General features: G+C 69.3%; 29 protein-coding genes. 1 reads left to right on the top strand and 28 read right to left on the bottom strand.

Going from position 1 to position 23,139, the window contains the following annotated elements; genetic code table 11:
• Nucleotides 1–5: 5 nt before the first annotated feature.
• The 25 genes from XM48_RS10475 to XM48_RS10590 form a co-directional block, all read right to left on the bottom strand.
• Entirely contained in the window at nucleotides 6–281 is a 276-nt protein-coding gene (locus XM48_RS10475) for a hypothetical protein (protein WP_046455765.1), read from the bottom strand.
• Between the two features lie 78 nt (nucleotides 282–359).
• Nucleotides 360–698, bottom strand: a complete 339-nt coding sequence (locus XM48_RS10480) for a hypothetical protein (RefSeq protein ID WP_046455766.1) — start codon at nucleotides 696–698, stop codon at nucleotides 360–362.
• Nucleotides 698–1,072, bottom strand: coding sequence for a hypothetical protein (locus XM48_RS10485; protein WP_046455767.1), 375 nt, complete (start codon nucleotides 1,070–1,072; stop codon nucleotides 698–700). The genes XM48_RS10480 and XM48_RS10485 overlap by 1 nt, the downstream gene beginning before the upstream one ends.
• The gene (locus tag XM48_RS10490) at nucleotides 1,069–1,701 is read right to left on the bottom strand and encodes a CHAP domain-containing protein (RefSeq protein ID WP_046455768.1); all 633 of its coding nucleotides are present in this window, start codon (nucleotides 1,699–1,701) and stop codon (nucleotides 1,069–1,071) included. Before XM48_RS10490 ends, XM48_RS10485 begins: the two co-directional genes overlap by 4 nt.
• 11 nt (nucleotides 1,702–1,712) lie before the next feature.
• Nucleotides 1,713–1,895 (bottom strand): hypothetical protein, encoded by a 183-nt coding sequence (locus XM48_RS18310; RefSeq protein ID WP_197074194.1) that lies wholly within the window; start codon nucleotides 1,893–1,895, stop codon nucleotides 1,713–1,715.
• A gap of 7 nt (nucleotides 1,896–1,902) precedes the next feature.
• Nucleotides 1,903–3,993: a hypothetical protein gene (locus XM48_RS10495; protein WP_046455769.1), complete on the bottom strand. Its 2,091-nt coding sequence runs from the start codon at nucleotides 3,991–3,993 to the stop codon at nucleotides 1,903–1,905.
• On the bottom strand, nucleotides 3,993–5,432 hold the full coding sequence (locus XM48_RS10500; RefSeq protein WP_046455770.1) for a hypothetical protein: 1,440 nt from the start codon (nucleotides 5,430–5,432) through the stop codon (nucleotides 3,993–3,995). Before XM48_RS10500 ends, XM48_RS10495 begins: the two co-directional genes overlap by 1 nt.
• 8 nt (nucleotides 5,433–5,440) lie before the next feature.
• Complete coding sequence (locus tag XM48_RS17000; RefSeq protein WP_052961442.1) at nucleotides 5,441–6,532, bottom strand: hypothetical protein; 1,092 nt, start codon at nucleotides 6,530–6,532, stop codon at nucleotides 5,441–5,443.
• Nucleotide 6,533: 1 nt separating this feature from the next.
• The gene (locus XM48_RS10510; protein ID WP_046455771.1) at nucleotides 6,534–7,439 is read right to left on the bottom strand and encodes a hypothetical protein; all 906 of its coding nucleotides are present in this window, start codon (nucleotides 7,437–7,439) and stop codon (nucleotides 6,534–6,536) included.
• Nucleotides 7,440–7,441: 2 nt separating this feature from the next.
• On the bottom strand, nucleotides 7,442–10,759 hold the full coding sequence (locus XM48_RS17005; RefSeq protein WP_052961443.1) for a phage tail tape measure protein: 3,318 nt from the start codon (nucleotides 10,757–10,759) through the stop codon (nucleotides 7,442–7,444).
• A gap of 3 nt (nucleotides 10,760–10,762) precedes the next feature.
• Nucleotides 10,763–11,089 carry a hypothetical protein gene (locus XM48_RS10520; RefSeq protein WP_046455772.1) on the bottom strand — a complete coding sequence of 109 codons (327 nt, stop codon included), beginning with the start codon at nucleotides 11,087–11,089 and terminating at the stop codon, nucleotides 10,763–10,765.
• Nucleotides 11,011–11,514 carry a hypothetical protein gene (locus XM48_RS10525; RefSeq protein ID WP_046455773.1) on the bottom strand — a complete coding sequence of 168 codons (504 nt, stop codon included), beginning with the start codon at nucleotides 11,512–11,514 and terminating at the stop codon, nucleotides 11,011–11,013. The genes XM48_RS10520 and XM48_RS10525 overlap by 79 nt, the downstream gene beginning before the upstream one ends.
• 94 nt (nucleotides 11,515–11,608) lie before the next feature.
• The gene (locus XM48_RS10530) at nucleotides 11,609–12,124 is read right to left on the bottom strand and encodes a phage tail tube protein (RefSeq protein WP_046455774.1); all 516 of its coding nucleotides are present in this window, start codon (nucleotides 12,122–12,124) and stop codon (nucleotides 11,609–11,611) included.
• Nucleotides 12,125–12,196: 72 nt separating this feature from the next.
• The gene (locus tag XM48_RS10535) at nucleotides 12,197–12,652 is read right to left on the bottom strand and encodes a hypothetical protein (protein ID WP_046455775.1); all 456 of its coding nucleotides are present in this window, start codon (nucleotides 12,650–12,652) and stop codon (nucleotides 12,197–12,199) included.
• Nucleotides 12,649–12,999 (bottom strand): hypothetical protein, encoded by a 351-nt coding sequence (locus XM48_RS10540; protein WP_046455776.1) that lies wholly within the window; start codon nucleotides 12,997–12,999, stop codon nucleotides 12,649–12,651. Before XM48_RS10540 ends, XM48_RS10535 begins: the two co-directional genes overlap by 4 nt.
• The gene (locus XM48_RS10545; protein WP_046455777.1) at nucleotides 12,996–13,340 is read right to left on the bottom strand and encodes a hypothetical protein; all 345 of its coding nucleotides are present in this window, start codon (nucleotides 13,338–13,340) and stop codon (nucleotides 12,996–12,998) included. The genes XM48_RS10540 and XM48_RS10545 overlap by 4 nt, the downstream gene beginning before the upstream one ends.
• Nucleotides 13,333–13,728 carry a hypothetical protein gene (locus XM48_RS10550; RefSeq protein WP_046455778.1) on the bottom strand — a complete coding sequence of 132 codons (396 nt, stop codon included), beginning with the start codon at nucleotides 13,726–13,728 and terminating at the stop codon, nucleotides 13,333–13,335. The genes XM48_RS10545 and XM48_RS10550 overlap by 8 nt, the downstream gene beginning before the upstream one ends.
• 2 nt (nucleotides 13,729–13,730) lie before the next feature.
• On the bottom strand, nucleotides 13,731–14,021 hold the full coding sequence (locus XM48_RS10555) for an SAP domain-containing protein (protein ID WP_046455779.1): 291 nt from the start codon (nucleotides 14,019–14,021) through the stop codon (nucleotides 13,731–13,733).
• A complete protein-coding gene (locus XM48_RS10560) occupies nucleotides 14,018–14,332 on the bottom strand; it encodes a hypothetical protein (protein WP_046455780.1) in 315 nt (104 codons plus the stop codon). Before XM48_RS10560 ends, XM48_RS10555 begins: the two co-directional genes overlap by 4 nt.
• 76 nt (nucleotides 14,333–14,408) lie before the next feature.
• A complete protein-coding gene (locus tag XM48_RS10565) occupies nucleotides 14,409–15,416 on the bottom strand; it encodes a major capsid protein (RefSeq protein WP_046455781.1) in 1,008 nt (335 codons plus the stop codon).
• A gap of 21 nt (nucleotides 15,417–15,437) precedes the next feature.
• Entirely contained in the window at nucleotides 15,438–16,133 is a 696-nt protein-coding gene (locus XM48_RS10570) for a hypothetical protein (protein WP_046455782.1), read from the bottom strand.
• A 93-nt stretch (nucleotides 16,134–16,226) separates the two neighbouring features.
• The gene (locus tag XM48_RS10575) at nucleotides 16,227–16,439 is read right to left on the bottom strand and encodes a hypothetical protein (RefSeq protein WP_046455783.1); all 213 of its coding nucleotides are present in this window, start codon (nucleotides 16,437–16,439) and stop codon (nucleotides 16,227–16,229) included.
• A gap of 4 nt (nucleotides 16,440–16,443) precedes the next feature.
• Nucleotides 16,444–18,222: a phage minor capsid protein gene (locus tag XM48_RS10580; RefSeq protein ID WP_046455784.1), complete on the bottom strand. Its 1,779-nt coding sequence runs from the start codon at nucleotides 18,220–18,222 to the stop codon at nucleotides 16,444–16,446.
• A 15-nt stretch (nucleotides 18,223–18,237) separates the two neighbouring features.
• Nucleotides 18,238–18,555, bottom strand: a complete 318-nt coding sequence (locus XM48_RS10585; RefSeq protein ID WP_046455785.1) for a hypothetical protein — start codon at nucleotides 18,553–18,555, stop codon at nucleotides 18,238–18,240.
• A 2-nt stretch (nucleotides 18,556–18,557) separates the two neighbouring features.
• A complete protein-coding gene (locus XM48_RS10590) occupies nucleotides 18,558–20,144 on the bottom strand; it encodes a phage portal protein (RefSeq protein WP_046455786.1) in 1,587 nt (528 codons plus the stop codon).
• A gap of 31 nt (nucleotides 20,145–20,175) precedes the next feature.
• Here XM48_RS10590 and XM48_RS10595 point away from each other — a divergent pair, with 31 nt between their 5' ends.
• The gene (locus XM48_RS10595) at nucleotides 20,176–20,655 is read left to right on the top strand and encodes a hypothetical protein (RefSeq protein ID WP_046455787.1); all 480 of its coding nucleotides are present in this window, start codon (nucleotides 20,176–20,178) and stop codon (nucleotides 20,653–20,655) included.
• Here the strand turns inward: XM48_RS10595 and XM48_RS10600 are convergent.
• The 3 genes from XM48_RS10600 to XM48_RS10610 form a co-directional block, all read right to left on the bottom strand.
• The gene (locus tag XM48_RS10600) at nucleotides 20,652–21,941 is read right to left on the bottom strand and encodes a PBSX family phage terminase large subunit (RefSeq protein ID WP_052961445.1); all 1,290 of its coding nucleotides are present in this window, start codon (nucleotides 21,939–21,941) and stop codon (nucleotides 20,652–20,654) included. The two genes, XM48_RS10595 and XM48_RS10600, sit on opposite strands and share 4 nt — an antisense overlap.
• A gap of 3 nt (nucleotides 21,942–21,944) precedes the next feature.
• Nucleotides 21,945–22,466, bottom strand: a complete 522-nt coding sequence (locus XM48_RS10605) for a winged helix-turn-helix domain-containing protein (protein WP_052961446.1) — start codon at nucleotides 22,464–22,466, stop codon at nucleotides 21,945–21,947.
• A 78-nt stretch (nucleotides 22,467–22,544) separates the two neighbouring features.
• On the bottom strand, nucleotides 22,545–23,072 hold the full coding sequence (locus tag XM48_RS10610; RefSeq protein WP_046455788.1) for a hypothetical protein: 528 nt from the start codon (nucleotides 23,070–23,072) through the stop codon (nucleotides 22,545–22,547).
• Between the last annotated feature and the right edge of the window lie 67 nt (nucleotides 23,073–23,139).

A 23,139-nucleotide genomic window follows, 5' to 3' on the forward strand; every position in this document is an offset into this window, starting at 1 on the left:
TCCGGCTATGCGGGGCGGACGGAGAGCAGCTGATACCCCTCGGGCACCGCGGCGACGACCGCGGTGTAGTCGGCGCCTTCGACCTCTTCGAGGCCGTCGCGGCGCGCGATCGTCGCCACCGACCGCAGCGTCGTCTCGTGCTTCGACATCTCGACCGGGATCACGGTCGGCAGCCAGCCCTCGGGCGTTTGCTCGGCGACGAGCTGCGCGACCTCCTCGATGCCCTCACCCTCGACGCTGACAGTGCGGGTTTCGACGGGGCGGATCAGTCCAATGAGCATGCTCCGAGGCTACCGTCCGGGTACGACGAAAAGACCCCCGCGCCGCCGAAGCGGTGCGGGGGTCTGCTGGTGGTGCTGCTATTCGTGCGCGGCGAGGCGTCGTTCGCGGCGGGTGCCGGGGCCGGGAGCGTAGCTCGGGGTGCGCGGGGATCCGAGGAGCCATTCGAGCTTCGGCCAGCGGTCGCCGAAACGTCGCACCAGCCAGTAGTAGAGCGTGATGACACCGGCGGTCACGACTGACTGCACGATGACGAGCACCGAGACGCCGACCATGCCGGCCTCGGCGAAGATGCCGTCGAGCCACGCAATCGCCGCGGCGACCGTGGGCACTGCGGCGATCAGGCGGGCGAGCAGCACGCCCACGAGCGCGGGGGTGAAGGTTCGGATCAGGCCGGCGGCCTTGTCCTTCTGGTCCATCAGGTGTCCTTTCGAGGGTCCATCGTGTCTTCGATGCGGTCGGCGAGTTCGCGGTCCGCGCGTTCCTGTTCGCGTGACCATTCGGCCGACCATGCGAGGTGCGCGGCGAGCTGCTGCGCGTGGCCGTCGACGCGGTCTTCGACGCGACCGACTTGCTTCTGCAAGCCGCGGAGCGTCTCCATGACCTCGTCGTGCCGGTCGTCCTGCTCCTCGCGCATGTTGATCGGGGTGCCGTCTGGATGCTTGTGGTCGTTCTCGACCTGATCCCGGATCCGCTCGACCTTTTTCACGAGGATGAGCCCGATCGCGCCGACGATAGCGACCGCGACGGATCCGGCGGCAGTGAGCGCCGCGACGATCACGGCCTCGCTCATCGCTCCTTGCCGACGAGTGCCTTCATCGCGTCAGGCCCCTCCTGCGTGAGCGGGAGCTTCAGCCCGGCGGCAGCGTACGCGCGCTGCGTCACGGTCCACTGCAGCGACGTGAGCGCCCGAGCTTTGCCAGTCTGCGGAGAGTATGCGTAGACCGTGGCCTTCGGGTCGCGGCGAATGAAGATGGTCATGTCGTCCTCCTCGGACGTCGGGGCCGCGGGCGCGGCCGGGTTGGGGTTCGGGACCAGGAAGCCGAGCACGTTCGCGTCGCGCGTGCGGGTGTAGCGGCCGACGAACCGCCGGCCAGCGTTCTGCTCCATCGTCGTGAAGCTGCCATCCGGGTTGACGGCGGTCACGACGCCGATGTGCCCGTCTCGGGCGTCGTACATGCCGCCGCGGGCGACGAACAGGGCGCCCGGCTTCGGCGTATTCGACGGTGTGTAGGAGTCGCGGATCTGCGGGAGAGCCCCGCGTTCCGTCCACCACTGGTAGGCAGACGCGACGGGAACGAACTCGCCGCCGACGGTTTCCTCGTTGTAGAGGTTCGCCAACGCGACGCACTGGTCGTATCCGTGGTTCAGGATCTGGGTGTCGTTCGGGATCGCGGTGAACGCGGTCCAGGTGGTAGCCATGCGTGGCCCTTCTATGCAGGAGCCCCGCTCGGGGCGGGGCTCAGATCGGTGATCGTCTGCCCGCATGGGGCGCAGACGACGATCCAGTGCGGGTCTGCTGCGTCCCACGGGGAGACGATCGGGAGGCCCTCGTTCACACAGCCGGCCGTGCGGCAGACGGTGACGTAGAGCCCCGCGGTTGGTGAGTCGGACATGCTGCTCCTATCCGCTTGCGCTGCTCGGCGACATCTGGATCGCCTGCCAGTGGAAGTCGACCGTGCGGACCACCGAGCCGGTGTTGCCGCAGACCGCGACGAACGACGAGGTCGTGCGTGGGGTTTCCGTGCTGAAGGTGATGTCTCGCATGCCGTTCGAGATCGACCCGGTGACGAGAGGGGCGACGGTGAACCTGCCCGCTGGGTAGTTCACCGTCACGCGGCCCACGCCTCCGGCCCCGACCGAGACGCTCGCCTGCGCGCCGGCGGCCATGGCGAACGGGCCGTGAGGATTCACGATGTGCCCACTGCGGCGGACCGCGAACACCTGACGGCCAGCCCCTCCGACGTTGCTCTGGATCCAGGCAACGCTCTGCGTATCGGTGGTCCCGGACCCGTGCTGCATCGCGAAGTAGGTGTGGTCAGCGGTGGTGGGGCCTGCGCCGTCACCACCACCGAAGTAGACGCGGTCGACCGTGGAGTTGTAATCGGAGAACGCGCCCACGAGGTTTTCGGCCGCGTTCCAGGGGTTTCTGCTGTAGATCTTGTCCGCAGAGAGGGTCAGTGACCCGGCGGCGCCGTTGAGCACGATCGACGCATGCCCGCTGGTGGTGTCGTACCGGGACGACAGGATGATGGTCGGGTTCCCGAGTTCGTCATCGACGATCTTCTGGATGACGAGACGCTGGGTCGAGTTCTTCGCCTGGATCCCGTTCGGATCCATGTAGAACGTCGGCTCCTTCCCGTCCTGCTGATCGAACTCGAGCCGGCCGGCAGTCAGCTTCGCGCGGGCGCTTCCTGCGGTCGTCCCCTTCGAGACGAACCCAGTCGGGTCCAGGGTCGTGATGACCCGGCCCTCGGAGTCGAGGACCCGCACGCCGGGGGTCCCGTCTGCGAGTCGATTGATGAGGATGCTGCGCGCGTCGTACAGGTTGCCGGTGACGGTGAGATCGTCCGCGAGGGCGTACGTGAGCGCCGCACCCGTGATGTCCACGACGAGCCAAGCGGTCGGGTCGGCACCCTTCGGGATGGGGAGGGTGAGCTGCGTCCACGTGTTCGCCGCGACCGGCACGGGGGCCGCCGCGATCGTGCCGTACACGAGCTTCGCGGTCGCCGCGACCGGCACCTTGACCCAGAGCGACACGACTACATCGGTCGTGGCCGTGAGGTTCGCGATGTCGGAGTTCGTCCGCACCCAGATTCCGAAGTAGTCGGTGCGTCCGGAAGTGTTCGTCGTGCGGATGCACGGCGCCGAGCTGCGTCCGTCGCTGTTGTCGAGCGCCGCGGGGAACCCGACGGCGGCGAAGCCCCACTTCCCGATGTTCGCGGTGCTGCCGGAGTCGGAGAGGAGCGTCTGCGTGCCGGAGACCCCGAGGAGCTCGAAGACCGACCCGCGCATGGCGCCACCGATGAACTCGCCACCCCGGTAGACCTTGCCCTCGTAGGTGTCCGCCGACATCATCGGGGTGCTGATTCTGCCGTCGCCGATACGGACGGTCCCGTTCTCATCGAGCACGAGGATCTCGTCGGCGAGGATCTGATCGGGCACCCAGGCGGTGCCGTTCCAGACGCGGACCTCGACAGGCTTCCCGGCGTCGTTCTCGACGACCCACTGGTCGCCCTGCGCCCACCCACCTTCGGGTGCGACCGGTTCGGTCTTGCCGCGGCGGCGGCTGTTCTTCCCGTCGGCGGTGGTCTGCGCGTTCGCTGCCGCTTCTGCAGCTGCTTCGGCTTCGTCGCGCGCCTGCTGCACGCCCTCGAGCGCTTCGATCGCTTCAAGGAACGCCTCGTGCCCGCCGTCGGCGTAGTCGTCGCCGCGCTCCTGAAGGTCGGTCGTGTCCTCGACCGTGAGCGAGGTGGACTCGTCGAGCACGTCGAGGTCCTCGTCGTGCCCGGCGACGGTCTCCGCCGTGTCGGGCACGGTCGCGAGGAGATCGCCGAGGGAGACGTCGACGCTCTCGGCGACCGGGTTCCCCTCCTCGTCCTCGGTGTACTGCACGAGCGAGACCGACGAGCGGGTGATCTGCTGCGTGCGGGTGTAGCCGCGCACGGTGCGCACGACGTCGCGGAGCAGGCGGGCTAGGCCGTTGTCGGTCATCAGGTGCTCCTCTCGAGCTTCAGGACTGCGCGGTCGTCGCCGAGCAGACGCCAGGACTTGATGCGGTGCTTGATCGCGACTCTGCCGAGATGGGGGACCTGGCCCTGCACGAGGATCACGTCGCCGACCTGCCAGGACCAGAGGGCGCACATCGGGTGATCGCGGACCGTGATCTCGCCGATCGTGAGGTCGGCGGTGCGGGCCGCGAGCTCCGCGCGGGCGACCGCGCCGGCCTTCGCCGCCGTGGTGATGCGTTTGTCGTCGACGATCACGTTCCGCCGCAGCCGGTGGTCGGGCGTCGAGACGGTCTGCCTGATCGCGGCGTCGCCCTCGCCTGCGCCCAGCACGATCACCTCGGACGCGTATTCGCCGGTCGAGGCCGGCTTCAGCGGCGAGACGATGTTGATGCCCTGCTGGAAGACCAGATCGTCCCGGTAGCTGCCGAGCGCCGGGTAATGGAGCCGGAGTTCGAGCTGCGGCTTCCCCTCGGTGCGCTTCGTGTGGGTGGTGAAGCTCATCCCGACCTCGGTGCACAGGTCGCGGAGGATCTGCCACGCGTCGGGGTTGTCGGCAGGCAGCCGGCGCCAGGCCCCGCCGTCGGCCCGCTCCCGCTCGTCGGCCTTCTGCGAGGCCGCCTGTGCGGTCTCGTAGGGCTTCTTCGCGGCTTCCTCGGCGGCTTTCAGCGAGGCGAGCTGCGTCTTTAGCGGAGTGAGGGCGGCGTCGCGCGCGGTGCGCTTCGCCTTCACCGCGTTCTGCCGGGTCGTGAGCACGGCCTTCGCGGCGGTGATGGTTCCCGCCGGGGCCTTCGCCTTCACCAGACGTGCGACCTCATCAGCCTGAGCCTTTCTGGCGGCCTCGAGCGTCTTCAAGTCCGTGGCGTAGGGCTTCGAGACCTTCTGGATCTCGGCCTCCTTCGCCTTCCTCGGCTTCGTGCGCGCGTCGAGCGCGGCCTTCGCGGCCTTCATCGCAGCCTTCGCCGCGAACGCCTTGTCGGAGGAGTCGCTGCCAAGACGCACCGGGGTGGAGCCGGTCACCGTCACACCCAGATCCCCGCCAGCGTGGCTCTGGAGGTTCGTCCAGAGCTGCCGCACGAGGTCGGCAGGATCCGCCCGCACGCCCCAGATGCGCCCGTCGAAGGTGAGACCGTCCGGGTAGCCGGCCCACTCGATCACCGTGATCTTGAGGTCTTTCCCCTCGGGGACGGCCTCGGACACGATGCCCGTCCAGCGGCGGTCGGTGTCGGTCTCGGCGTGGATGAGCGTGCTCCACTCCTCGATGACGGGGTGCCCATCGGAGGCCTCCATCGCGGCAAGCTCGGGAGCGATGGTGCCGGTCATCTCGCCGTAGAGCGAGTCCGTCCACTCCGGCCCGTCGGTGTCGATCTGGAGGTTGACGTCGAGCCACTCCCAGGAACCGGCCCGCTGCGCGCGGTAGAGCATGGGGCCTCCTAGATTGCGTCTTCGAAAGTCGCCGACGACTCCACGAAGGTGATGCGACACTTCAAGCCGGAGAGCGCGTCCATCCAGGTGTGGTTGGCGCCGGGGACGTTCTGCACGCCGGCCTTGAAGCAGACCGTGATCTTCTTCCCGCGGAGTTTCACGGGCACCGAGCGGTTGTCGGCGAGCGGCCAGTTCGAGGTCGAGCCAGCGTCGTTCCGGGTTGCGTTGAACGGGAACTGCTGGGTCGCGAACTCGAACTGCTGCTTCCCCGGCCAGGTGCCGGGCCGGTACTCGTCCCCGAACTCGAGCCAGTAGCGACCGACGGGCCGGCGGTCGGGGCCGTAATTCACGGAGATCCACTCCGCGTCGAAGATGACGCGGGTAGCCCAGGTGGGAACGTCGACGGTGAACTCGTTGCTGTACCCGCCGCCGCCAGGAAAGAACTCGCCGCCGTTCGCGACGGTGGCGGTGAGGTAGTTCTGCGGGGAGTCGTCGGCGGCGACCCGCGGGCGGGCGAACGTGACGTCCTCCCGCTGCGGTCGCGCGACCTTCCGGAGGTCCTTGATCATGCTGGCGTTGACCGTGCCGGTGTTCGCCGGGAAGTCGATCCGTGCGAGCGCGATCCCTGTGTCGTTCTGGCGTCCGGGGACGTCCTGGAGCCTGGTCGTGGTGGTCGGCACTCCGGGGATCGCTTCGAAGTAGACGTACTGCTCGGCGGGGCGGTCCTCGAGCGCCGGGGCAGGCCAGGGGGAACCTTGCGCGTAGGGGTCCTTCACGCGCATCACGATCAGATCCGAGCGGCCCGTGCTCGGCGAGGATCCGGTGGGCGTGGTGTTGATGATCTGCTCCGCGTACGCGGTGCCCATGTAGGTCTGCGCCTCACCGCCGACGTAGCGGGAGAGCGCGAGCCCGGACCCGATCGCGACGCGCACGCCCTGCCCGGGCACGGCCCACGGGCGCACGAGCAGATCGCCGGCGCCGCCGACTCCTTCCGCGCCGCCGGTCGAGGCGTAGGTCTGCCTGCGTGCGCTCTCCGGGGTGTGGACGGCGCCGCCGCCGATGAACCACCTGTCGACCTTCGCAACATCGGTGCTTGCCATGTCAGATGGCTCCTCTCGTTTCGCGCCACCGCACGGTGACGGACGCGGTGCCCTCCATCGAGGTCCCGCGCAGGGTCAGTTCTTGGGGGCCCGGGGTCATCGACAGGCGACTGAAGTCGGTGTCGGGAGCGAGCACGTTGCGTCCCTGCCCGTTGAGGCGGGACGCCTGGCGGCCGGGGCGGCAGTCGATTTCCGCGGTCTCGTCGTAGGCGAGCGCGCGGGTGAGGCGCACCGTCCATCGGGACACGAGATCGACCTGCGCGCCCGCGTTGATCGGGCCCTTCACGCGGATGATCGGCCAGGCCGGGGCCGTGCCGCCGACGACGAACGGGCGGCTCCGGTCGGAGTCGTACATCGTCGACAGCGGGGCGACGAGCGGGGCCACCAGGCCGCCGCTGATCGGCGGCACGAGGTCGACCGTCTGCTCGTGCCAGGTCGAGTTACCGTCCGCGTCGACCGTGTACGCCGTCGGATCGGCGGGCACGAAGTAGAGCTCGGCGAAGATGAGGCCGACGCCCTGGTGGTCGTCGTCGAACTTCGCCCGGCGGGGCCGGCCCTCGACCATCTGCACGCCGCCCATGGTGAGTTCGGCGAGGAGTCCCGGGGTCTGGCGCACGGCGTCGGCGCGCCAGACCCTCGCGAGCTCCGTGCGCGCTTCCCACGCGAGGCGCGCGCACTCCTCGACCGGGTACGGTGCGGTGGTGAAGTCGATCTTCACGCTGATCTTGATCTCGCCGGGCTCGACGAAGTCCTGCCCGAAGAGTTGCCCGTCGCCGCGCGGCACCGCGGTGTCGTCGACGCGGTAGGAGTCTGTGGAGACCTCCACGCCGACGAACTGGACCGGCCACTGCGGAGGGCCGAACCGGTACGCGGTCCCGGGGTAGGTGAGGATCCAGTCCCCGTACATGGTCAGCCCTCCTTCAGCAGGTCGCCGAGCGTCTCTTCGAGCTCGCGCAGATCGTTCCGAGTGGCGCCAGCGCCGAGATGCACGGTGCCGACGATGGGTCCGTCGCCGCGGCGTCGACGTTCGAAGCGCGACCGCACCGGCGCGTTGGGCGCCGCCGGGGCCGGAGCCGGGGGAATCCCGCCGCCGGTCGCGAACTGTCGGACTCCGCCGAGCGCGGTCGCCGGGATTACCGGGAACGCCATGCGCTTGAGCGCCTCGAGCGCGAGCCCGATGTTCCGCTCTCGGTACGACGGGTGCCCGGAGAGGTAGACCTCCCACGGCACACCGAGCTCACGCTCCGCGAAGATGTGCGTCTTTCCGTCGAGTCCGGCTTTCGGGATCCCGCCGACGACGCCTTGGTACAGCCCGGACGGGAACCCGCCGGCGGCGAAGTTCTGCACCTTGCCGCCCTGGTAGAACGGGGTCACCATGCCACCGGCGAACTTCTTGCCGCCGTCGACGGAGAAGGTGCGGGTGATGATGTCGACCGTCTTCGTGATCGACTGCTGCAACTGGATCGCGGTCCAGGCGGACCAGAACCCGGCAGAGTTTGCGCCGATCACGGTCGTCTTGCCCGGGATGCCCTTCCGGATGACGCCGTCGATCTTCGCCTGCGCGTCGTTCGAGTTGCCGTAGACGTAGGCCGTCTTCCCGTCGATCTTCACGACGTTGACGCCGTCGATCTTCGCGAATGCGTCGGCCGCGTTCGCGTCGATCTGCACGACCTTTTCAGGGGTCTGCGCCTCCTGGACTTCGCGGACCTTCGCCATGGCGCTTTCGTTGTCGCCCACGACTACGGCCGTCTTGTCGCTGATCTGCACGACCTGGACGCCCTCGATGCTCTTGTACGCCGAGGCCGCGTCCGCGTCGATCTCGATCTTCCGCTCTGCCGGAATCTGGTCCAACCTGGCCTTGACCTGAGCCATTGCGTCGGAGACCTTGGCGGCCGAGGAGACGTGGGAGTCGGCCCACGCGATCGCCTCGGGCTTCGAATCGCCAAGCGCCACACGGGCATCCACGATCTTCTCCCGCGCCTCCTTCAGGATCGCGTTTGCCTTCTCCTGGCTGCCCGTGAGAAACAGCGTCGCGCCGGCGCTGTCGTTCGCTGCCGAGGCGACGTCGCGGAGCGTCTGCTCGGTCTCGCGTCCGGTCTCGGTGGTGAGACCGAGAGCGCCACCGCCAGCGTTGAGCGTCTCCGTGAGCTTCTGGTACTGGTCCTGGAGCTTGCTCGCGGCCTCGTCGACATCGAACTGAGACTCGCCGAATCCCTTGATCTGGTCCGAGAGCTCCTTGATGTTGTCGCCGGTCGACTGCGCGGCACCGGCGAGTTCAACGAGCGACGAAATCTGCTGGTCGGTGCCCGCTGCGCTCTTCTCGGCAGCGGGACCGATCTCGCCGAGCGCGATCTTCAGCAAGTTCGAGTCGTCCGACGCGACGCCCATGTCGTCCGCGATCTTCACGAGGGAGTCCCGGAACTCGGGCATCCGATCGAGCATCATCGCGGCCTGGTCGTTGGTCAGCTTGTACGTCTTCGCGAGGTCCGCGAAGGCGCGCTGCGCGGCGGGCGCGTCCGACTCAGCAACCGAGGCGAGGGCCTTCCCCGAGTCGCGGATCCGGTTGATCATCTCCTGGTCGGCGAAGCCTTCCATGAAGACGAATCCGTCCGAGTAGCCGTTCGTCCGCTCGAGCACGGAGCCGAGCTCCTCGAGCTGCTTCGAGAAGTCACCAACCCAGAACTTCGCCGTGTCGCTCTGCTGGAACGCGGTCGCGAGCAGATCCGCCGAGTTGGCCGTGTTCTTGATCGCGGACTCGAGCTGCGTTGTGGTCGCACGCCCGTCTTCGAGGGCGACGCTGAACATGTGAGCAGCCGTCGTCGCGGCAACCAGCGCGATGCCCCATGGCCCGGTCAGGAAGCTCCCGATGCTGCTGAGTCCGGTCTTCAGCCCGGCGGTGGACCAGCCGAGGGCGACGGTGGCGGCCTTGAACTCGGCGAGCTGCACAGCGCCCTTCATGAACGCGCCGCCGAGCAGGCCGACGCCGGCGGCCAGCAGCGTGACGCCGAGGATCGCGGACTGCAACGGAGCCGGGAGGCTGTTGTAGGCGTCCACTGCCTGCGTGAGGAGCTGTACCATGCCGCGAAGCGCTTCGTTCGCTCCGGACCCGGTCTGGATGAACGCGGTGTCGAGAGCGCCTCCGAGCGCTTCGAGGTCGCCCTTCAGATTGTCGAGGCGGGCCGCCGCGGTCTCGGCCGCGTACCCCTGGTCGTTGACCTTGTTGATCCAGTCCTGGATCCCGGACGCGCCCTCGGAGTAGATGACCGAGGCCGCGCGGATCGCGTCAGATCCGAAGATGGTGCCGAGCGCCGCCTGGCGCTGGGCATCGTTCATCGTCGCGAGCTTCGTTTCGAGCTGGCCGGCGAAGTTCGCGAGGCCCACGAACTTGCCCTGCGCGTCGAACGCGTTGATGCCGAGCTTCTTCATGAGCTCGGCGCCGGGGCCGGTCTCGCGTGAGAGCTGCATGAGCATCGTCTTGAACGACGTGCCTGCATCGGAGCCGAGGAGGCCCTGCGACGCGAACGCGCTCAGCGCGGCGGTCGTCTCCTCGATCGAGAGCCCCGTCTGCGAGGCGATCATCGAGGACTGGTTGAGCGCCTGGGACAGGTCCGTGACGTCGCCCATCGCCTTGCCCGCGCCGGCCGCGAGGAGATCGGCGACGTGCGACATGTCGGAGCCCTTGAGGCCGAAGACCTGGAGTGCGGTGGCCGCGATCCCCGCAGCCTGCGCGACGCCGAGGCCGCCCGCGGCGGCGAGGTCGAGGGAACCCTGCAAGCCGCCCTTCAGGATGTCTGCCGTCGAGACGCCCGCCTTCGCGAGCTCCTCGATCGCGTTCGCGGCTTCCGTCGCCGAGAACACCGTGGAAGCGCCCGCCTGGATCGCGGCCTGCTCGAGCTCACGCATCACGCTCTCGGACTCGTGCGTCGCTGCCTTGACCGCCGACATGGCTTCGTCGAAGTTGGCCCACTTCGCGAGCGCCACTCCAGCGGCCGCCGCCGATGCGAGCCCGAGCTTCGTGAACGCGGACCCCATCAGCGTCAGGTCCGAGGCGTTCTGCGTCGCCATTTGCCGGATGCCCTTGGAGAACGTCGTCGCGCCCTGTGCGGCGCCCTCGGCAGAGGTGCGGGCCTCGCCGAATCCGGCCTTGACGCGCCCGAGCCCGCGGGTGGTCTCGTCGACGCCGTCGAGCGTGAGCGCGGCGGAGAGCCGACCGACTTCGAACGACATGCGCTACTCCTTCGGGGTGTTGCGGTGCGCGAAGGTCGCGCCCGTGAGGCTGTCGGGGGTGGCGAAGAGCGCGAGCACGAACTCGCGCAGGCTTCGCCAGGGGCGCGCGAGCAACCGCGCCTCCGCGATGGGGAGCGCAGGGTAGAAGCGCGCCAGGTCAGGGAGCACGTAGTCGCGCCAGTGCTCGAGCGCGTGCTCCCAGAGCTGACGGGAGTCGACGCCCTGGCCGTCTCGGTCGGCTTCCTCGCGCTCTAGGCGGAGGTACTCCGGCCACCAGTCGGGTTCGGCGTAGAACCCATCGCCGAGAGCGCGGCCACCGAATCGAGCCATGTCTTCAGCGCGTCGTACTGATCGCCCAGCCCGCAGGATCGCATCACGCGACCGAGGGCTTTTGGGTAGCCGCCGTCCGTCTCATCGAGGAGGTCCTGGACGGCGTCGAGCGATCCGCCCTGCACGTTCCAGAGGATCGCTGCCTGGCTGACGGCCTGCTGCTCGGAGGCCCGGAGCGCCTGGAAGCGGCGCTCGCGCAGCCATCCGCGCGGCCCGCTGAGCACGAGCACCATGCGGCGCAGCTTCTCGGTGTCGGCGTTCTCCGCGTCTTCGCCGCCGTCGCTGCGGGTATGGCCGAAGGTGATGCCGAGGAGGATTCCGAGGGCTTCGCGTCCGTGGCGTCCGGGCATGGGCGGGATCCTGAACTCGGAGTGGCCGAGGTCGAGGACGAGGCAGCTTCCGTCTTCGCGTGCGGTGATGGGCATGGTCGTGCTCCTTGAAGTCTGAGGCGGTCGTGCGAGGGGGGTACCTCGGGGCGCGGCACGACCATGCGCGCCCCGAGGGGTCTGGAGCCCCGGGCTAGGGGGTGGTGATCGCGGGATTGTCGACGATCTCGCGATCGCCCTTCGACGTGAGGGTGAAGCTCAGGAACTCCACGTCCGCGTTTCCGGTGTTCTTGCGCTGGAAGCTCACCTCGGCGGTGAACTGCCAGGACAGTTCCGGGATGGTCTCGTGATAGACGCGAGCGAGGATGACCTTCTTCGTCGGGTCGCCGCCCTTGAGCGTGGCCTGAGCGGCCGCGATCAGGAGGGAGATGAACGGCTGGATCGAGCCGGCCGTGTTCTTCACGGGCTTCGCGTCGAACGCGACGGTGAAGGTCTCGCCGACGGTCGGGGTGTCGTCCTGACCGCGGTTCGCATAGGTCGTGCCGTCGGCGGTCTTCGGGGCCGCGTTGGGCTGGAGGCCGGTGATGTCCGGGCCGCTGAGCCAGGTCGGCTCGGTGGCGGGGGAGACGGGCACGGACGCGACGTCGAGGTGGAACTCGTAGGAGTTCGCGTTGCTGCCCTGGGTCGGGGCGGGCGGGGTGTAGACCATGGCGGTCCTCCTTCTGGGGATACGAGAAAGGCCCGGGCGGATGCCAGGGCCTTGGGTCTGAGCGCGGGTGAGCTAGGAGTAGCGGTTGCCGCGGCATTCGAGGTTCCACGTCGACTCGAGCGCGCCCGTCTTCGACGGTTCGCCCCATGTCGTAGAACCGATCTGTCGGACTCGGTCAAGCTGGATCCCGCCGAGTACCATCGCTGTCTTGTCGGGGAAGAGGGCCCGGAGGTCGTCGAGCCAGTCGCGCACCTCGAGCGGGCCGAGACCGGCGTGCCGGGCCCGGACCTGGATCCGAGTGCGCTCGACGTCGAGGACACCGGGCTGCGGCATGTACGGCGTGATGACGCACGTCGACACGGCCTCGGCGCCGGGCCCGGTCGGGGAGTGGTCGAAGTAGACCCCGCGCACGCCGGCGGGGTAGGGCTTCATCTCGGGGTCGTAGACCGCGAGGCCGGCCGCCGAGATCCGCTCGGCGATGCCGACCATGAGACGGGCGGTGTAACCGCGGGGCGTGTAGGCGGTCATGAGATCCCTAGTTCGTCGCCGAGGCGAGAGGCGATCGCCTGCATAAGGTCGGCCTCGTGCTCCTCGAGTGGGGCCTCGAGGTACTTCGCCTGCCCCTCGTCGTGGTTCCAGTCGAGCTCCTCGTGCTGACGTGCCGCGTACGGGGTGTCGTAGGAGACATGCGCGGTGAGGTTTCCCGCGGTCGCCTCGGTAACCTGCGCGGACGCGCGCAGCGGGCCTCGGTCGATCGGGGCGAGCGGCACCGAGAAGCCGCGAAGCAGCTCGGCGCCGTGGTTCAGCGCGGCGGGCGCGGCGCCCGTGAGGCGAGCGAGCAACTCGTCGCCGTTCCACTCGAGGTTGGCGCTCATCGCAGCTTCACCTCCAGCAGGTCCGCGATCCGCGGGTGCTCGTAGCAGGTGACAGCCTCGACGGTGCCGGTCGACTCATCAGAGGTGCCGGCCCAGAGTGTCACCCTCGACTCCAGCGGAGGGATTTCGGCGAGGGCAGAGCGCTCGAAGTAGACCGTGCCCGTGGCGATGCGCTGCCCGTCGTACTGGTCACCGGCCTTGGCACGCACGTCAACGATCTGTGCTCGTGCGACGGTGATCGGCGGGCCGTAGGCTCGGCCGTTCGCGCCGCCGCCAAGGTGCGGCTCGACGATGACGAGGCCGCGGTGCGGGAGCAGCTTCCCGGGGATCCGCCTACCCATCGCGCACCGTCCCCGGGATGAGGCCGGCGAGCCGCAGCACGCGGAACGCCTCGGGGTTCCACCGCGGGATCGAAACGGATCCGGCATTTCCGGCCCCCGTGCCGAGGCTCAGCGGGCCGAGGCTCGCAGCCTCCCCGGCCTGCATCATCTGGATCTCGTCGCCGTGCTCGTCGCGGTGCATCGCCTGGAGGCAGGTCGCCTCGCGCAGCGCCTCGGCGACGCCGGGATCGGTCGGCATCCCCGCGGCGTCGACGGCATAGACCGCGGTGAGCAGCATGTCGTCGACGTCGCGGGACGCCGAGCGGAGGAGGCGGGCCGCGCCGTCCGGCACCGGCTCGCCCTCGAGGTAGACCTCGAGCTGCTCCTTGGTGGCGTAGACGCGGCCCATGCTCACTCCTTCGGTCCGTCTGCGGACTGCGCCGCGTGCTCGTCGAGGCGAGCCTGGAGGTCGGCCTTGGTGCCGGTGGTCGAGAGGCCGAGATCGGCGGCCGCAGCCTGAAGGTCGGCCTTGGACGGCGACGGTTCGCCTCCCTCCTCCGACGCCTCGACGATGCCGGAGCCTTTGAACAGCTCGGCGGTGCCTTCGTCGATCTCGATGTCGGCGGTGAGACCATCGGTGAAGACGACGCCACCGAAGACGACGCGGCCCTCGGGCGCGTTCGGGTCGTGGTAGACGGTCACTTCGCCGCCTCCTTCTTCTGCTCGCCGCTGGCCGTGCCGGTCCCGGTCGCGGGATTCGCGGCCTTGGCCTTGTGCTCGGCGATGCGCGCCTCGAGCTCGTCCTTCGTGCCCTCCTCGGAGAGCCCGAGCGACTTCGCCTCAGCCTGGAGCTTCTGCTTCGGCGTCAGCTCGGCGGCCTCGACCTTGTAGCCGTGGCGTTCGAAGTACGCGAGCGCGGCGGGGCTGTCGGTCTCGCCCTCGCCGTTGGCGAAGTGCACGCCCGCGACCTTGCCGGTGAACCCCTCCACAGGGGTCTGAATCTTGGGTGCCATGTCTGGCCTTCCTCTCGGGATGATCGGGCGCGGGCGGGCCGCACAGGAGGCGTGCGGCCCGCCCGCGAGGGTGGGGTCAGCGGACCTTGACGTTACGCAGGACGGCGGCGGCCTTCGTCGCGCGCAGCTCGACGGCGACGGGGCCCATCTCGACCTCGTAGCGCTTGAGAGCGCCGGAGGCGTTGTCGTTCGCCGGGAGGTAGGCCTGCGCGAGCTGGCCGCCGATGGTCGAGACACCGCAGAAGCCGTCAAGGCCCACACGGTAGGCGTAGAGATCCGTCAGGCCGGTGACGCTGCTCCCGCCCACGGTGCGGGTCGAGACGGGGATGATCTCGTCGGTCGAGCCCGCCTTCTGGCCGGCGTCGCCGAAGACGACGTTGCCGTACATCTCGCGCTCGATCGGGCGGCCGTCGGGACCGAGGAGGTCTTCGATCGGGTTGCGGGTGTACATGCCCGCACGGCGCGCAGCGGCGCGGACGCGGGCGAGGGAGAAGCGGTTGCCGAGGATCAGCGCGGGCGCGCCGTCGAGCTGGGAGAGGAACTCGTCGATGCGGTCGAGTGCCTTGTGCTCGGCGCGCGCGTTCGTGTCGAAGTCGGACCAGTCGGTGACGACACCGAGGCCCAGCTCCGTGCTGGTGCCGACGAGCGCCTTGTCGAGGCCGTCGAACGCGTTGGAGTCGGTGGCGCGGTCGCCGTTGATGACGAGGTCGGCGAACTTCGCGTTCGACGCCTTGATCTTCTGCTCCATGTTGAGCGCGACGTTGCTCGACGCGGCCGGGCCGAGGCGACGGGTGACGCGGTCCACGGAGAACGAGCCACCGAAGACGGCGAGCTCGGTCGTGAACAGCTCGGTCTCGACGTTCTGGTCGGTGTACTCCGAGTTGATCGCGCGGGTGGAGGCCGTCGCCTGGGTCTTCAGGCGGCGGTAGGAGTGGGCGAGGGTGTCGCCGCCGCCAGCGGGGTTGACGACGTCGTCGAAGATCAGCGAGTCCGGCACGACGCCGGTCTTGCGGAACTCGTCGATGACCTGCACGTCGACGTCGGTGGTGGCGTTGTTCTTGGATTCAGCGAGCGAAACAGCCATGAGGGCGTGCTCCTTTCAGGGTTAGTCGCCGAGGGCGGCCGCGAGGGCGCCTGCGAGCGTGGTGGGTTTGGGGGTCGTGCCGCCCGAAGGGGCGGGCCCGGACGATCCGGGGAGCGTGGGGGCCGCGACAGCGGGCGTCGCGGCGTAGGCGGGGTTGGCGGTCACGAACTCGGTGATCGCGGCGCCGAGCTTCTCGGCGTCGGTCAGGTCGATGTCCTTGATCGCGGCCTGGAACGATGCGGAGTCGAGCAGGAGTGCCGGGTTCGCCTTCTCCGCGGCGGCGGCCGTGACGGCCTTCTCGCGGGCGAACTGCGCGATCTGGGCCTGGGCCTCGTCGCGCTCCTTCTGCGCCACAGCGAGCGCGGTCTGCGCCTCCTCCGCTGCCTTCTGGAAGGACTGGCCCTCGGTCATGAGCTTCTGCACCTGCTCGGGCGTGAAGCCCTGGATCGGCGCGGGCGCCGCGGGCGCGACGGGCGCTGCGGCGGCAGGCGAGGGATTCGGGGGCAGGCTGCCGTGCTGTGCGGCGTAGAACGCGGCGAGCTGCGCGGGGTTCGGCGCTGCGGCCGCCGCGGGATCCGAGGGTGCAGCGGGAGCGGCCGGCGGCGCGCCTCCCTCGCCCTCGGCGAAGCGGATCCCGCGGAGCGCGAGGGGCGCGCGGCCGATCGACCAGTCGACCGCGACGGGGTCGGCCTGGCGCTGGAAAGCGGATGTGGACATGGTCGTGCCTCCTCGGGCATCGGTTGAGCCCGAGGTTTCGGGCATGAAAAAGCCCCACACGGATGTGCAGGGCTTCAGATCAGGGGGTCAGGGTCAGGCGGGGAGTGACTCGTTCCAGTCGGTCACCCATCGGGCGAGCTCGGCGCGCGCGGTGCGCTCGTGCTCGAGGGTCGGCGCGGCGGCGTACTGCTCGAGCGCGGCGTCGAGGGCTTCGTCCCACGGGCCGGACGTGAGCGAGCCTGCGGCGGCGGCTTCGAGGACGTGTTCGAAGTCGCCCGGGGTAACGGGTTCGGGGAGCAGGAGCACCGGGTCACCTTCCTCTCAGGGCCTTGACAAGGGCCGCGTGCACGGCTTTCTCGAAGTCGGTCGCGATCGTGGGAGAAGTCTCCACCGTGGCGAAGGCCTCTGCAACCATCTCATAGACGCTCTTCGTGGCGTACTCACTGATGAGGCCGCGAGCATGCGCCCGCTTCAGCAGACCAGCGTCGGTCTTGAGCGTGCCGCCGGGGTCGACGAGGTCGCGTAGGAGTCGCATCCCCTCACGGTTCGCCGCCTGGCGGGTGAGGACGTCGGCGGCGTGGCCGAGCTCGTGGATGGTGACGTACCGGCGGCCGTCGACGCCTTCGGCCATGTGGAACCAGCGCACCGCGCGGATCCGCTCGACGCTCGTAGGGGTGAGGTCGCGGGCGAGGTTGAAGCCGACGTGCACCAGCTTCGACCGCTCGTGGTTGCTGCTCACCCATGCGAGTCTGGACCTCCCCGGTTCGCTGGTGAAGGTGATCTCGGGGATCTGCTTCAGTGCGGGGAAGCGGCGCACGAGGTCCTCGAGCGCGCTCAGGTTGCCGAGGACCTGCGGCATGCGCGTCTTGGTGACGTGCTCGAGGCCGGTCACGCGCACGCCGGGGATGAGGTCGCGCAGCGCGCTCTCGACCTTCGCCGCCGAGCTCGACGGGGACGGGCGGGGGCGTGCCGTACGGCCGCGGGGGTTCTTGTCGCCGCCGTCTGCGAACGGGAGCTGCTCGCGGTACTCGCGGCGGATGAGCCCGGTCTTGCGTACATGGTCGCGAAGGTCGGCCTGCGCCGCGCCGATCTCGCGGGGGTCGCCGTCGCGCTTCGCCTGCCGGACCTCGCGTTCGAGGCGGCGCAGTTCGTCGCGGTCGGCCTGCTTCTGCGGGTCGTGCGTCGAGTAGTCCGTCGGGTTCGCGGCGCCCGGCAGCGAGGGCACGAGCACGCAGCGGCAGTTCGGGTGCCCCCATCCGGCGGCGCGCATCTCGTCGAGCGTTCCGTCGACGGTGATCTCGACGGGCTCGCCGGTGATCGCGTGCCGCACCGTGACGGTCCCGGCCGGGCCGCCGTCGGTGATGGTCTTCCCGGCCCAGGCCCCGCACTTCGTGCACGCCGAGGCGCCGATCACGGGCGTGAAGGTCTGGATGCCGTGCGCGGCCATGGACGCGACCGACTGGTCTCGCCAGGCGCGCGCGGCGGCGGTGCGGGTCGCCATTTCGGCGTACGCGCCGATCGTCCACCGGCGCCCGCCCTGGTCGACGAACCCGGTGATGCCCTCCGCGAGGTAGCGGTCGAGCATGCGCTGATGGAGTGCCTGCGACGTCGTCAGCCCGGCGAGGAGCTGCGGCACCATCTGCGCGGTCATCCGCTGGTAGGCGTCCGCCGGGAGGCGCAGGACGCGGGCGTTCAGTGCGCGCAGCGTGTCCCGGAACTCGAGCTCGACCGCGGCGACCGCGAGCGCGCCCGCCTGCGTGAGTGCCGCGACCCCGGCCCCGCTGTAGGCCGGCATGGTGAGGAGCTGGCGGGCGATCTCTGCCGACGCCCCCGACGCGGCCTCCTCTGTGACGAGGCGCGCGAGGGCTTCGGGGGAGACGGTGCCGACGAGGCGCTCGGCCTGGCGGCGGAGGTCGCGGATCACGGCGAGCCGGGCGGCGGTCGACGGGGGCTCGTCGAGGGCCTGCTCAGCGTAGCGGCGGAGCGTCGCCTCGAGCTCGGCTTCGATCGCGCGGTATCGCTCGGCGATCGCGTGTCCGAGGTCGTCGATGAGGTTGGCTGGGGTGCCGCCGGGCCACTGTTCAGCCATGGGCACCCCCTTGCGCTACTCGGTCACCTCGGAATAGGTCGCAGCGAAGATGTCGGGCTTGCACGGGTAGAACTCGCCCTGCACGCCCCGGATGACGAAGTCACCTGGTGCGGCGGTCATCGTGCCTTCGAGCGTTCCGATCTCGAGCGCGAAGGGGGCGCCGTTCCCTGCTACTCGGAAGTCGCGGAACCCGTGTCCCAGCATCCAGCCCGCGATTGCAGCGTGGGCGGCGTCGTGAGGGCTGAGACCCCCACCCGGCGGCGCGACCGTGTCCGCGTTGAGCAAGATCGCTTCGATCTCGACGGGCTTCTTGCGATAGCGCCTTGCCTGCATGGCTACTCCTTCGGGGCGGTGGGATCTTCGGGTGCGGTCGGGTCGTCGACTCGGCCGAGGGTGACCGGGTCCGGCGCAGCGGTGAGGCCCTGCTCGCGCATGATCCGCTCGACCTCGTCGTCCACCGCTTCGGGCTCCCAGTCGGGGTTCGCGCGGCGCACGCTGGTCTCGATGCTGATCGCGTTGGCGACCTTCAGTAGGCCGATGGTCTCGGCCTCGGTCTTCGGGTCGACGCGGGAGATGTCGGGGAACACGACGTTCAGGTCGAAGCGGCCGCCGCCCTTGCCGGGGAACAGGCGCCCGTCGAGTTCGAGCGCGACGCTGCCCATGCGGGAGAGCACCATGCGGTCGTAGAGGTTCTTCTTCGACCGCGACGTCTCGGTGCGGCGCTCGCGATGTTGGATCTCGGTGGCCGTCGCCGTGCCTCCCGCGACGTCGCCGAGGCCCCACGAGGCAGGCGAGTAGCCCGCCTTCCGGAGGATCTGCTCGGTGATGCCGTCGAGGGTGTCCTTGTGCTCCTGCACGCGGATCTGGAACTGCTGAGGCGTGAGGTCCATCCCGCTGTCGGGGTCGCCGGGGACGTTGAGGCCGACGAACATCTCCTGGAGCAGGTCGAAGCTCGCTCCGGCGCCGGGCCCGTTCGATCGGAGGTAGGACTCGGGGACGATGAGTCGGCCGGCGCCGAGCTTCAGGTCGCGCATCCACGACGACCACGTCTCGTCGGCGTTGTCGAAGATCGGGATGAGCTGGTTGAAGTCGGAGCGGCCGGCGTCCTTCAGAGCACCGTCCTTGCGCCAGGCGAGCGCGGGCGCGTTCGGGAGGTATCCCGCGGTGAGACGGTCGATGCCGGTCGGGATCTGGTCCTTGTCGTCGACGAGCGCGGCCCAGACCGCGGTCTCGGGGTGGTCCTTCAGCGGGCGGCGGCGCCCGAGGTTCGACTTTGTGCCGCGGAACAGGGCGTGTTCGATGTAGCCGCGCGCGTGGTGCTCGAGGTGTCGCCAGAAGTGCACGCCGTCCTGCCACTCGGACCAGAGCGTGACGTCGACGAGGCGGCCTTGCCGGAACGTGGGGATCGCGGTGTCGGCGGCGGCGTAGTCGAGCCACACCCGTTCCTCGAGCTCCTTGTCCCAGCGGGGGACGATGATCGAGGCGCCGAGGGCGCTCTTGATCTCGCCCATGCTGTTGAGCATCGCGTGGTGCGCGTCGGAGTTGAGGATGTCGTCGAGGCGGGCCTGGGCGGCATCTGTGGGTGTCGTCTCGCCGGTCTCGGCGAAGCTCGTCACCGGCGGGTCGGAGTACTGGAGGTCGGACGCGAGCGTTGCGAGGTCCGCCGGGATCGGGAGGTGCACGCGGGAGCGTTCGCCGTCGCCGACCGGGCGGCCCCAGAACATGCGGGAGGCCGCACCGACGATGCCGCCGCGGTGCCCGGTGCCGTTGTGCCGGTGCGTTGCGGCTTGCTGGTCGTTCCCGGCGAAGCGTGCGATCGCCGCGACGTCGCCGGTGAGCCAGGCGTCGTTGAGGGCGTACTGGTCGTACGCGGGCTGCCAGGCCTTCGGGGGCCATGGCGAGTTCGGGCCGGGCATCGGCATGTGGATCTACCTCCCGGTATGGTCGTGAGCTATGAGTGATGTGGCGGTTGTCGCGCTGATAAGCAGCTGCGCGAGCGTGGTTGGTGGACTGGTCGCGCTCGTCGGAACGTTCTTCGGTCCGGCCTGGCTGGACCGCGGAAGGCGGCTGCGAGAGGCGAAGACGCAGGCGGCTGCGGCGGCTGCGGATCGCTCCGACCGGAGGAGCCGCCGTGCGGCAGAGCTGGTCGACGCGCTGCATACCTCGGCAGGGGCCGCCCACCAGTGGGAAGAGAAGAAGGAGGCCATGCTCGCAGGCACCCGCATGATTGCCGAACTCGAGAAAGGTGAGGCGATCGCCGCTGCCCACGTCCGAAGGGTCGTTGACAGCGCCCTCGCCGAGCCGGACGATGAGAGGTCAACCGTCATCGCGACAAAAGGGACGGACCAGCTGTTCGCCTGGCTGCGAGGGGACCTCGAGGAGATCGAGCTCATGCACTTTGCCGAGGCTGAGGAGGCGCACGGCCCGTTCTAGGCCGCGAGCCCGTAGACCAGCGGCTTCCACTGCGAGACGGTGGAACGGATCGCGTAGCGGGCGGCGTCGAGGGCGTGGTCGTCCTTCTTCACGACCGCGTCGTCGCCCTCTTCGCTGGCCTTCGCGTCCCACTCGTATTCGGTGACCTCGGATAGGAACACCTCGCACCGGTCGGACACGATGAGGCGATCCTGGGCGAGCAGGTTCGACACGTCGGAGATGCCCTTGAGGACGTCGTTGCTCGCCTGCCACGGCGTGATGCCATCGTCGTGGAGCTGCGCGCGCATCGACGCGGCGGACGGGTCGAGGAACACGTACTCGGGCGCGGGCACGTAACGCTTCTCGGGTCCGTGCTTCGAGGCGAGCCATTCACGGAACCGCTTCGACAGCTCGACGTCGGGCAGCGTCTCGCCGTGGTGCTCGGCGGACGAGTAGTGCCACTCGTCGATGAGGACGAGGCGCGGCTGCTGCTCGTCGGTGATGCCGAGCAGCAGAGCCGCGGTCGTGTTCGTCGTGCCGTAGTCCATGCCGACCGCGAGCGTGCGCGCGATCGGCGGGAGGTCGGCGTGCTTCACGAGGTGCCGGTCTTCGTCCCACATGGCGTAGACCGCGCCGGCGGCGTTCGTCCACTGGCCGAGGATCATGCGCTGGTAGAAGATGCCCGCGAACTGGGCCTTCGTGTCGCGCACGTAGTCAGGGTCGAGCGACGGGTTGTCGTCCATCGTGAACGAGAAGTGGATGACGTTCTTCTCGTCGGCCTTCAGGATCCACTTCTTGCGGAGCCAGTGGTTCTTGCTGCCGGGGTTCGTGGTCGCGAGGCAGCGTGCACCGCGCACGCGGAGGCGGGTCATGAGCATGTCCCAGAACCCCTCGGGCAAGATCGTCGCCTCGTCGACGTACGCGAGGGCGACGGTCATGCCGCGGATCTTCGTCTCGGACTCGGCGTTGTTCGCGCCGTAGAGGTAGACGGTGCGGCCGAGGATCCGCGCGGTCTTCGCGCCGGGCGTGTACTGGACGTGCTTCGTGAGCTCGCCGAATATCGCCGGGTCGGTGAGCAGCGTGAAGATGTTCGTCTGGATCGTGTCGAGCGTGCGGCCCACGATGATGATGCGGCCGCCGGGCGGGGCGTCGAGCACGGCGATGAGGAAGGCGTACAGGGAGACGTACGTCTTCCCAGCCGACACGGCGCCGGACCAGATCGCGATCTTCTTGCGCCGGCAGTCGGCGATGGAGAGGATCTGCGCCCTCGACATGAGGGTGAGGAGGGGGTCGAGCGCATCCGGCACGGGCTACTCCTCCTGTGGGGTCTCCTCGGGCGGGGTGCGCAGCGCGGCCGCCGCGGCGTCGAGGCCAGCCTGTAGCGCGCGCACAGCGGACTCCGCACCCGTGACGTCGGGATCCCGCTCGACGACGCGTGAGAGCTTGTCGAACGCGATTCCGGCCATGGTGAGCGCGTTCCGCTGCACCTCGATCGGGGGCTTCGTGAGCTCGTGCTCGGCGTACGTGTTGTCGCGGCCGCCGAAGCTGAACACCTTGTAGGGCTTGCCGAGCGAGTCGAGAGCTTCCTCGGCGCGCTGGAGCATCTTCTCCGCGAGACGCTGGCGGCCGGCGGCGAGGTCGATGCTCTTCGCCGCGGTCGCGTCCGCGGTGCGCTTCCGATCGAACGCGAGACCCTCGTCCTTCGCCCAGCGGGAGATCGTCGACTTCGAGACGCCGAGCTCGCGCGCGATCGCCGACGCGGACAGCTCGCGGGAATGCAGCTCGCGCAGGCGTGCGCGGTTGGGATCGGAACGTTCCGCGGCGTTCGGCACGGGGTTCCTCCTCGTGTTGGTCGGGGGTATGCGAAAGGCCCGCTCTCCTGGTGTGGAGGCGGGCCTTCGTGCTGGGCGCTACTTGTTGAGCTTGGGCGGGTCGTCGGTGCGTTCGACGATGAGGTTGAGGCCGCTGTCTGGGTGGTAGGTCCAGGTGGCCTTGAGGTGGTTCCAGGTTTCGGTCTGGGTGCCGTCGAGTGCGCGGGTGTTGTTGATCTTGGCTTCGAGGGACGCGGGGGCGTCGAGCTCTCCGAGGAAGCAGAACACCTGGGTGGCGGTGAGGCCTTCGCCGTACTTCATGACGGCGTGGTCGATTTCGACTGCTTCGCCGTCGTCGAGGGTGTCGTAGTGGAAGGTCGTGAAGTCGCACGCCTTGGCGGCGTTCGGGAACTCGTTCTTCCGCTTCTCGAGGGCGGCCTTGTGCTGCTCGACGCGGTCGTGTTCAGCCTGGTTGGCTGCTGCGACGGACGCGATGGTCACGCCGGCGGCGATGAGGACGACGGCTGCGGCGGATCCCCAGAGGATGAGGTTGCGCTTGGTCTTCTTCGGCGCGGCGGGCGCCGGGGTTGCGGCGGTCTCCGGCTGCGGCGCATCTGGGGTGGTCATGGTGTCCAGATTAGTGCGAGCGAGGGGAAGGCTGTGAAGCGGCTTCCCCTCGCTGCGGGAAGGAATG

Source organism: Leucobacter sp. Ag1, assembly GCF_000980875.1.
Taxonomy (GTDB): Bacteria; Actinomycetota; Actinomycetes; order Actinomycetales; family Microbacteriaceae; genus Leucobacter; species Leucobacter iarius.

Excerpts from the sequence above, each read along its gene's own strand:
- XM48_RS17000 (WP_052961442.1), bottom strand. The coding sequence starts at position 6,532 with ATGGCAAGCACCGATGTTGCGAAGGTCGACAGGTGGTTCATCGGCGGC.
- XM48_RS10595 (WP_046455787.1), top strand. The coding sequence starts at position 20,176 with ATGAGTGATGTGGCGGTTGTCGCGCTGATAAGCAGCTGCGCGAGCGTG.
- XM48_RS10545 (WP_046455777.1), bottom strand. The coding sequence starts at position 13,340 with ATGGGTAGGCGGATCCCCGGGAAGCTGCTCCCGCACCGCGGCCTCGTC.
- XM48_RS10590 (WP_046455786.1), bottom strand. The coding sequence starts at position 20,144 with ATGCCGATGCCCGGCCCGAACTCGCCATGGCCCCCGAAGGCCTGGCAG.
- XM48_RS10530 (WP_046455774.1), bottom strand. The coding sequence starts at position 12,124 with ATGGTCTACACCCCGCCCGCCCCGACCCAGGGCAGCAACGCGAACTCC.
- XM48_RS10490 (WP_046455768.1), bottom strand. The coding sequence starts at position 1,701 with ATGGCTACCACCTGGACCGCGTTCACCGCGATCCCGAACGACACCCAG.
- XM48_RS10565 (WP_046455781.1), bottom strand. The coding sequence starts at position 15,416 with ATGGCTGTTTCGCTCGCTGAATCCAAGAACAACGCCACCACCGACGTC.
- XM48_RS17005 (WP_052961443.1), bottom strand. The coding sequence starts at position 10,759 with ATGTCGTTCGAAGTCGGTCGGCTCTCCGCCGCGCTCACGCTCGACGGC.
- XM48_RS10570 (WP_046455782.1), bottom strand. The coding sequence starts at position 16,133 with ATGTCCACATCCGCTTTCCAGCGCCAGGCCGACCCCGTCGCGGTCGAC.
- XM48_RS10485 (WP_046455767.1), bottom strand. The coding sequence starts at position 1,072 with ATGAGCGAGGCCGTGATCGTCGCGGCGCTCACTGCCGCCGGATCCGTC.
- XM48_RS10510 (WP_046455771.1), bottom strand. The coding sequence starts at position 7,439 with ATGTACGGGGACTGGATCCTCACCTACCCCGGGACCGCGTACCGGTTC.
- XM48_RS10475 (WP_046455765.1), bottom strand. The coding sequence starts at position 281 with ATGCTCATTGGACTGATCCGCCCCGTCGAAACCCGCACTGTCAGCGTC.
- XM48_RS10540 (WP_046455776.1), bottom strand. The coding sequence starts at position 12,999 with ATGAGCGCCAACCTCGAGTGGAACGGCGACGAGTTGCTCGCTCGCCTC.
- XM48_RS18310 (WP_197074194.1), bottom strand. The coding sequence starts at position 1,895 with ATGTCCGACTCACCAACCGCGGGGCTCTACGTCACCGTCTGCCGCACG.
- XM48_RS10520 (WP_046455772.1), bottom strand. The coding sequence starts at position 11,089 with ATGGCTCGATTCGGTGGCCGCGCTCTCGGCGATGGGTTCTACGCCGAA.
- XM48_RS10480 (WP_046455766.1), bottom strand. The coding sequence starts at position 698 with ATGGACCAGAAGGACAAGGCCGCCGGCCTGATCCGAACCTTCACCCCC.
- XM48_RS10535 (WP_046455775.1), bottom strand. The coding sequence starts at position 12,652 with ATGACCGCCTACACGCCCCGCGGTTACACCGCCCGTCTCATGGTCGGC.
- XM48_RS10525 (WP_046455773.1), bottom strand. The coding sequence starts at position 11,514 with ATGCCCATCACCGCACGCGAAGACGGAAGCTGCCTCGTCCTCGACCTC.
- XM48_RS10500 (WP_046455770.1), bottom strand. The coding sequence starts at position 5,432 with ATGCTCTACCGCGCGCAGCGGGCCGGTTCCTGGGAGTGGCTCGACGTC.
- XM48_RS10495 (WP_046455769.1), bottom strand. The coding sequence starts at position 3,993 with ATGACCGACAACGGCCTAGCCCGCCTGCTCCGCGACGTCGTGCGCACC.
- XM48_RS10550 (WP_046455778.1), bottom strand. The coding sequence starts at position 13,728 with ATGGGCCGCGTCTACGCCACCAAGGAGCAGCTCGAGGTCTACCTCGAG.
- XM48_RS10585 (WP_046455785.1), bottom strand. The coding sequence starts at position 18,555 with ATGCAGGCAAGGCGCTATCGCAAGAAGCCCGTCGAGATCGAAGCGATC.
- XM48_RS10580 (WP_046455784.1), bottom strand. The coding sequence starts at position 18,222 with ATGGCTGAACAGTGGCCCGGCGGCACCCCAGCCAACCTCATCGACGAC.
- XM48_RS10610 (WP_046455788.1), bottom strand. The coding sequence starts at position 23,072 with ATGACCACCCCAGATGCGCCGCAGCCGGAGACCGCCGCAACCCCGGCG.
- XM48_RS10560 (WP_046455780.1), bottom strand. The coding sequence starts at position 14,332 with ATGGCACCCAAGATTCAGACCCCTGTGGAGGGGTTCACCGGCAAGGTC.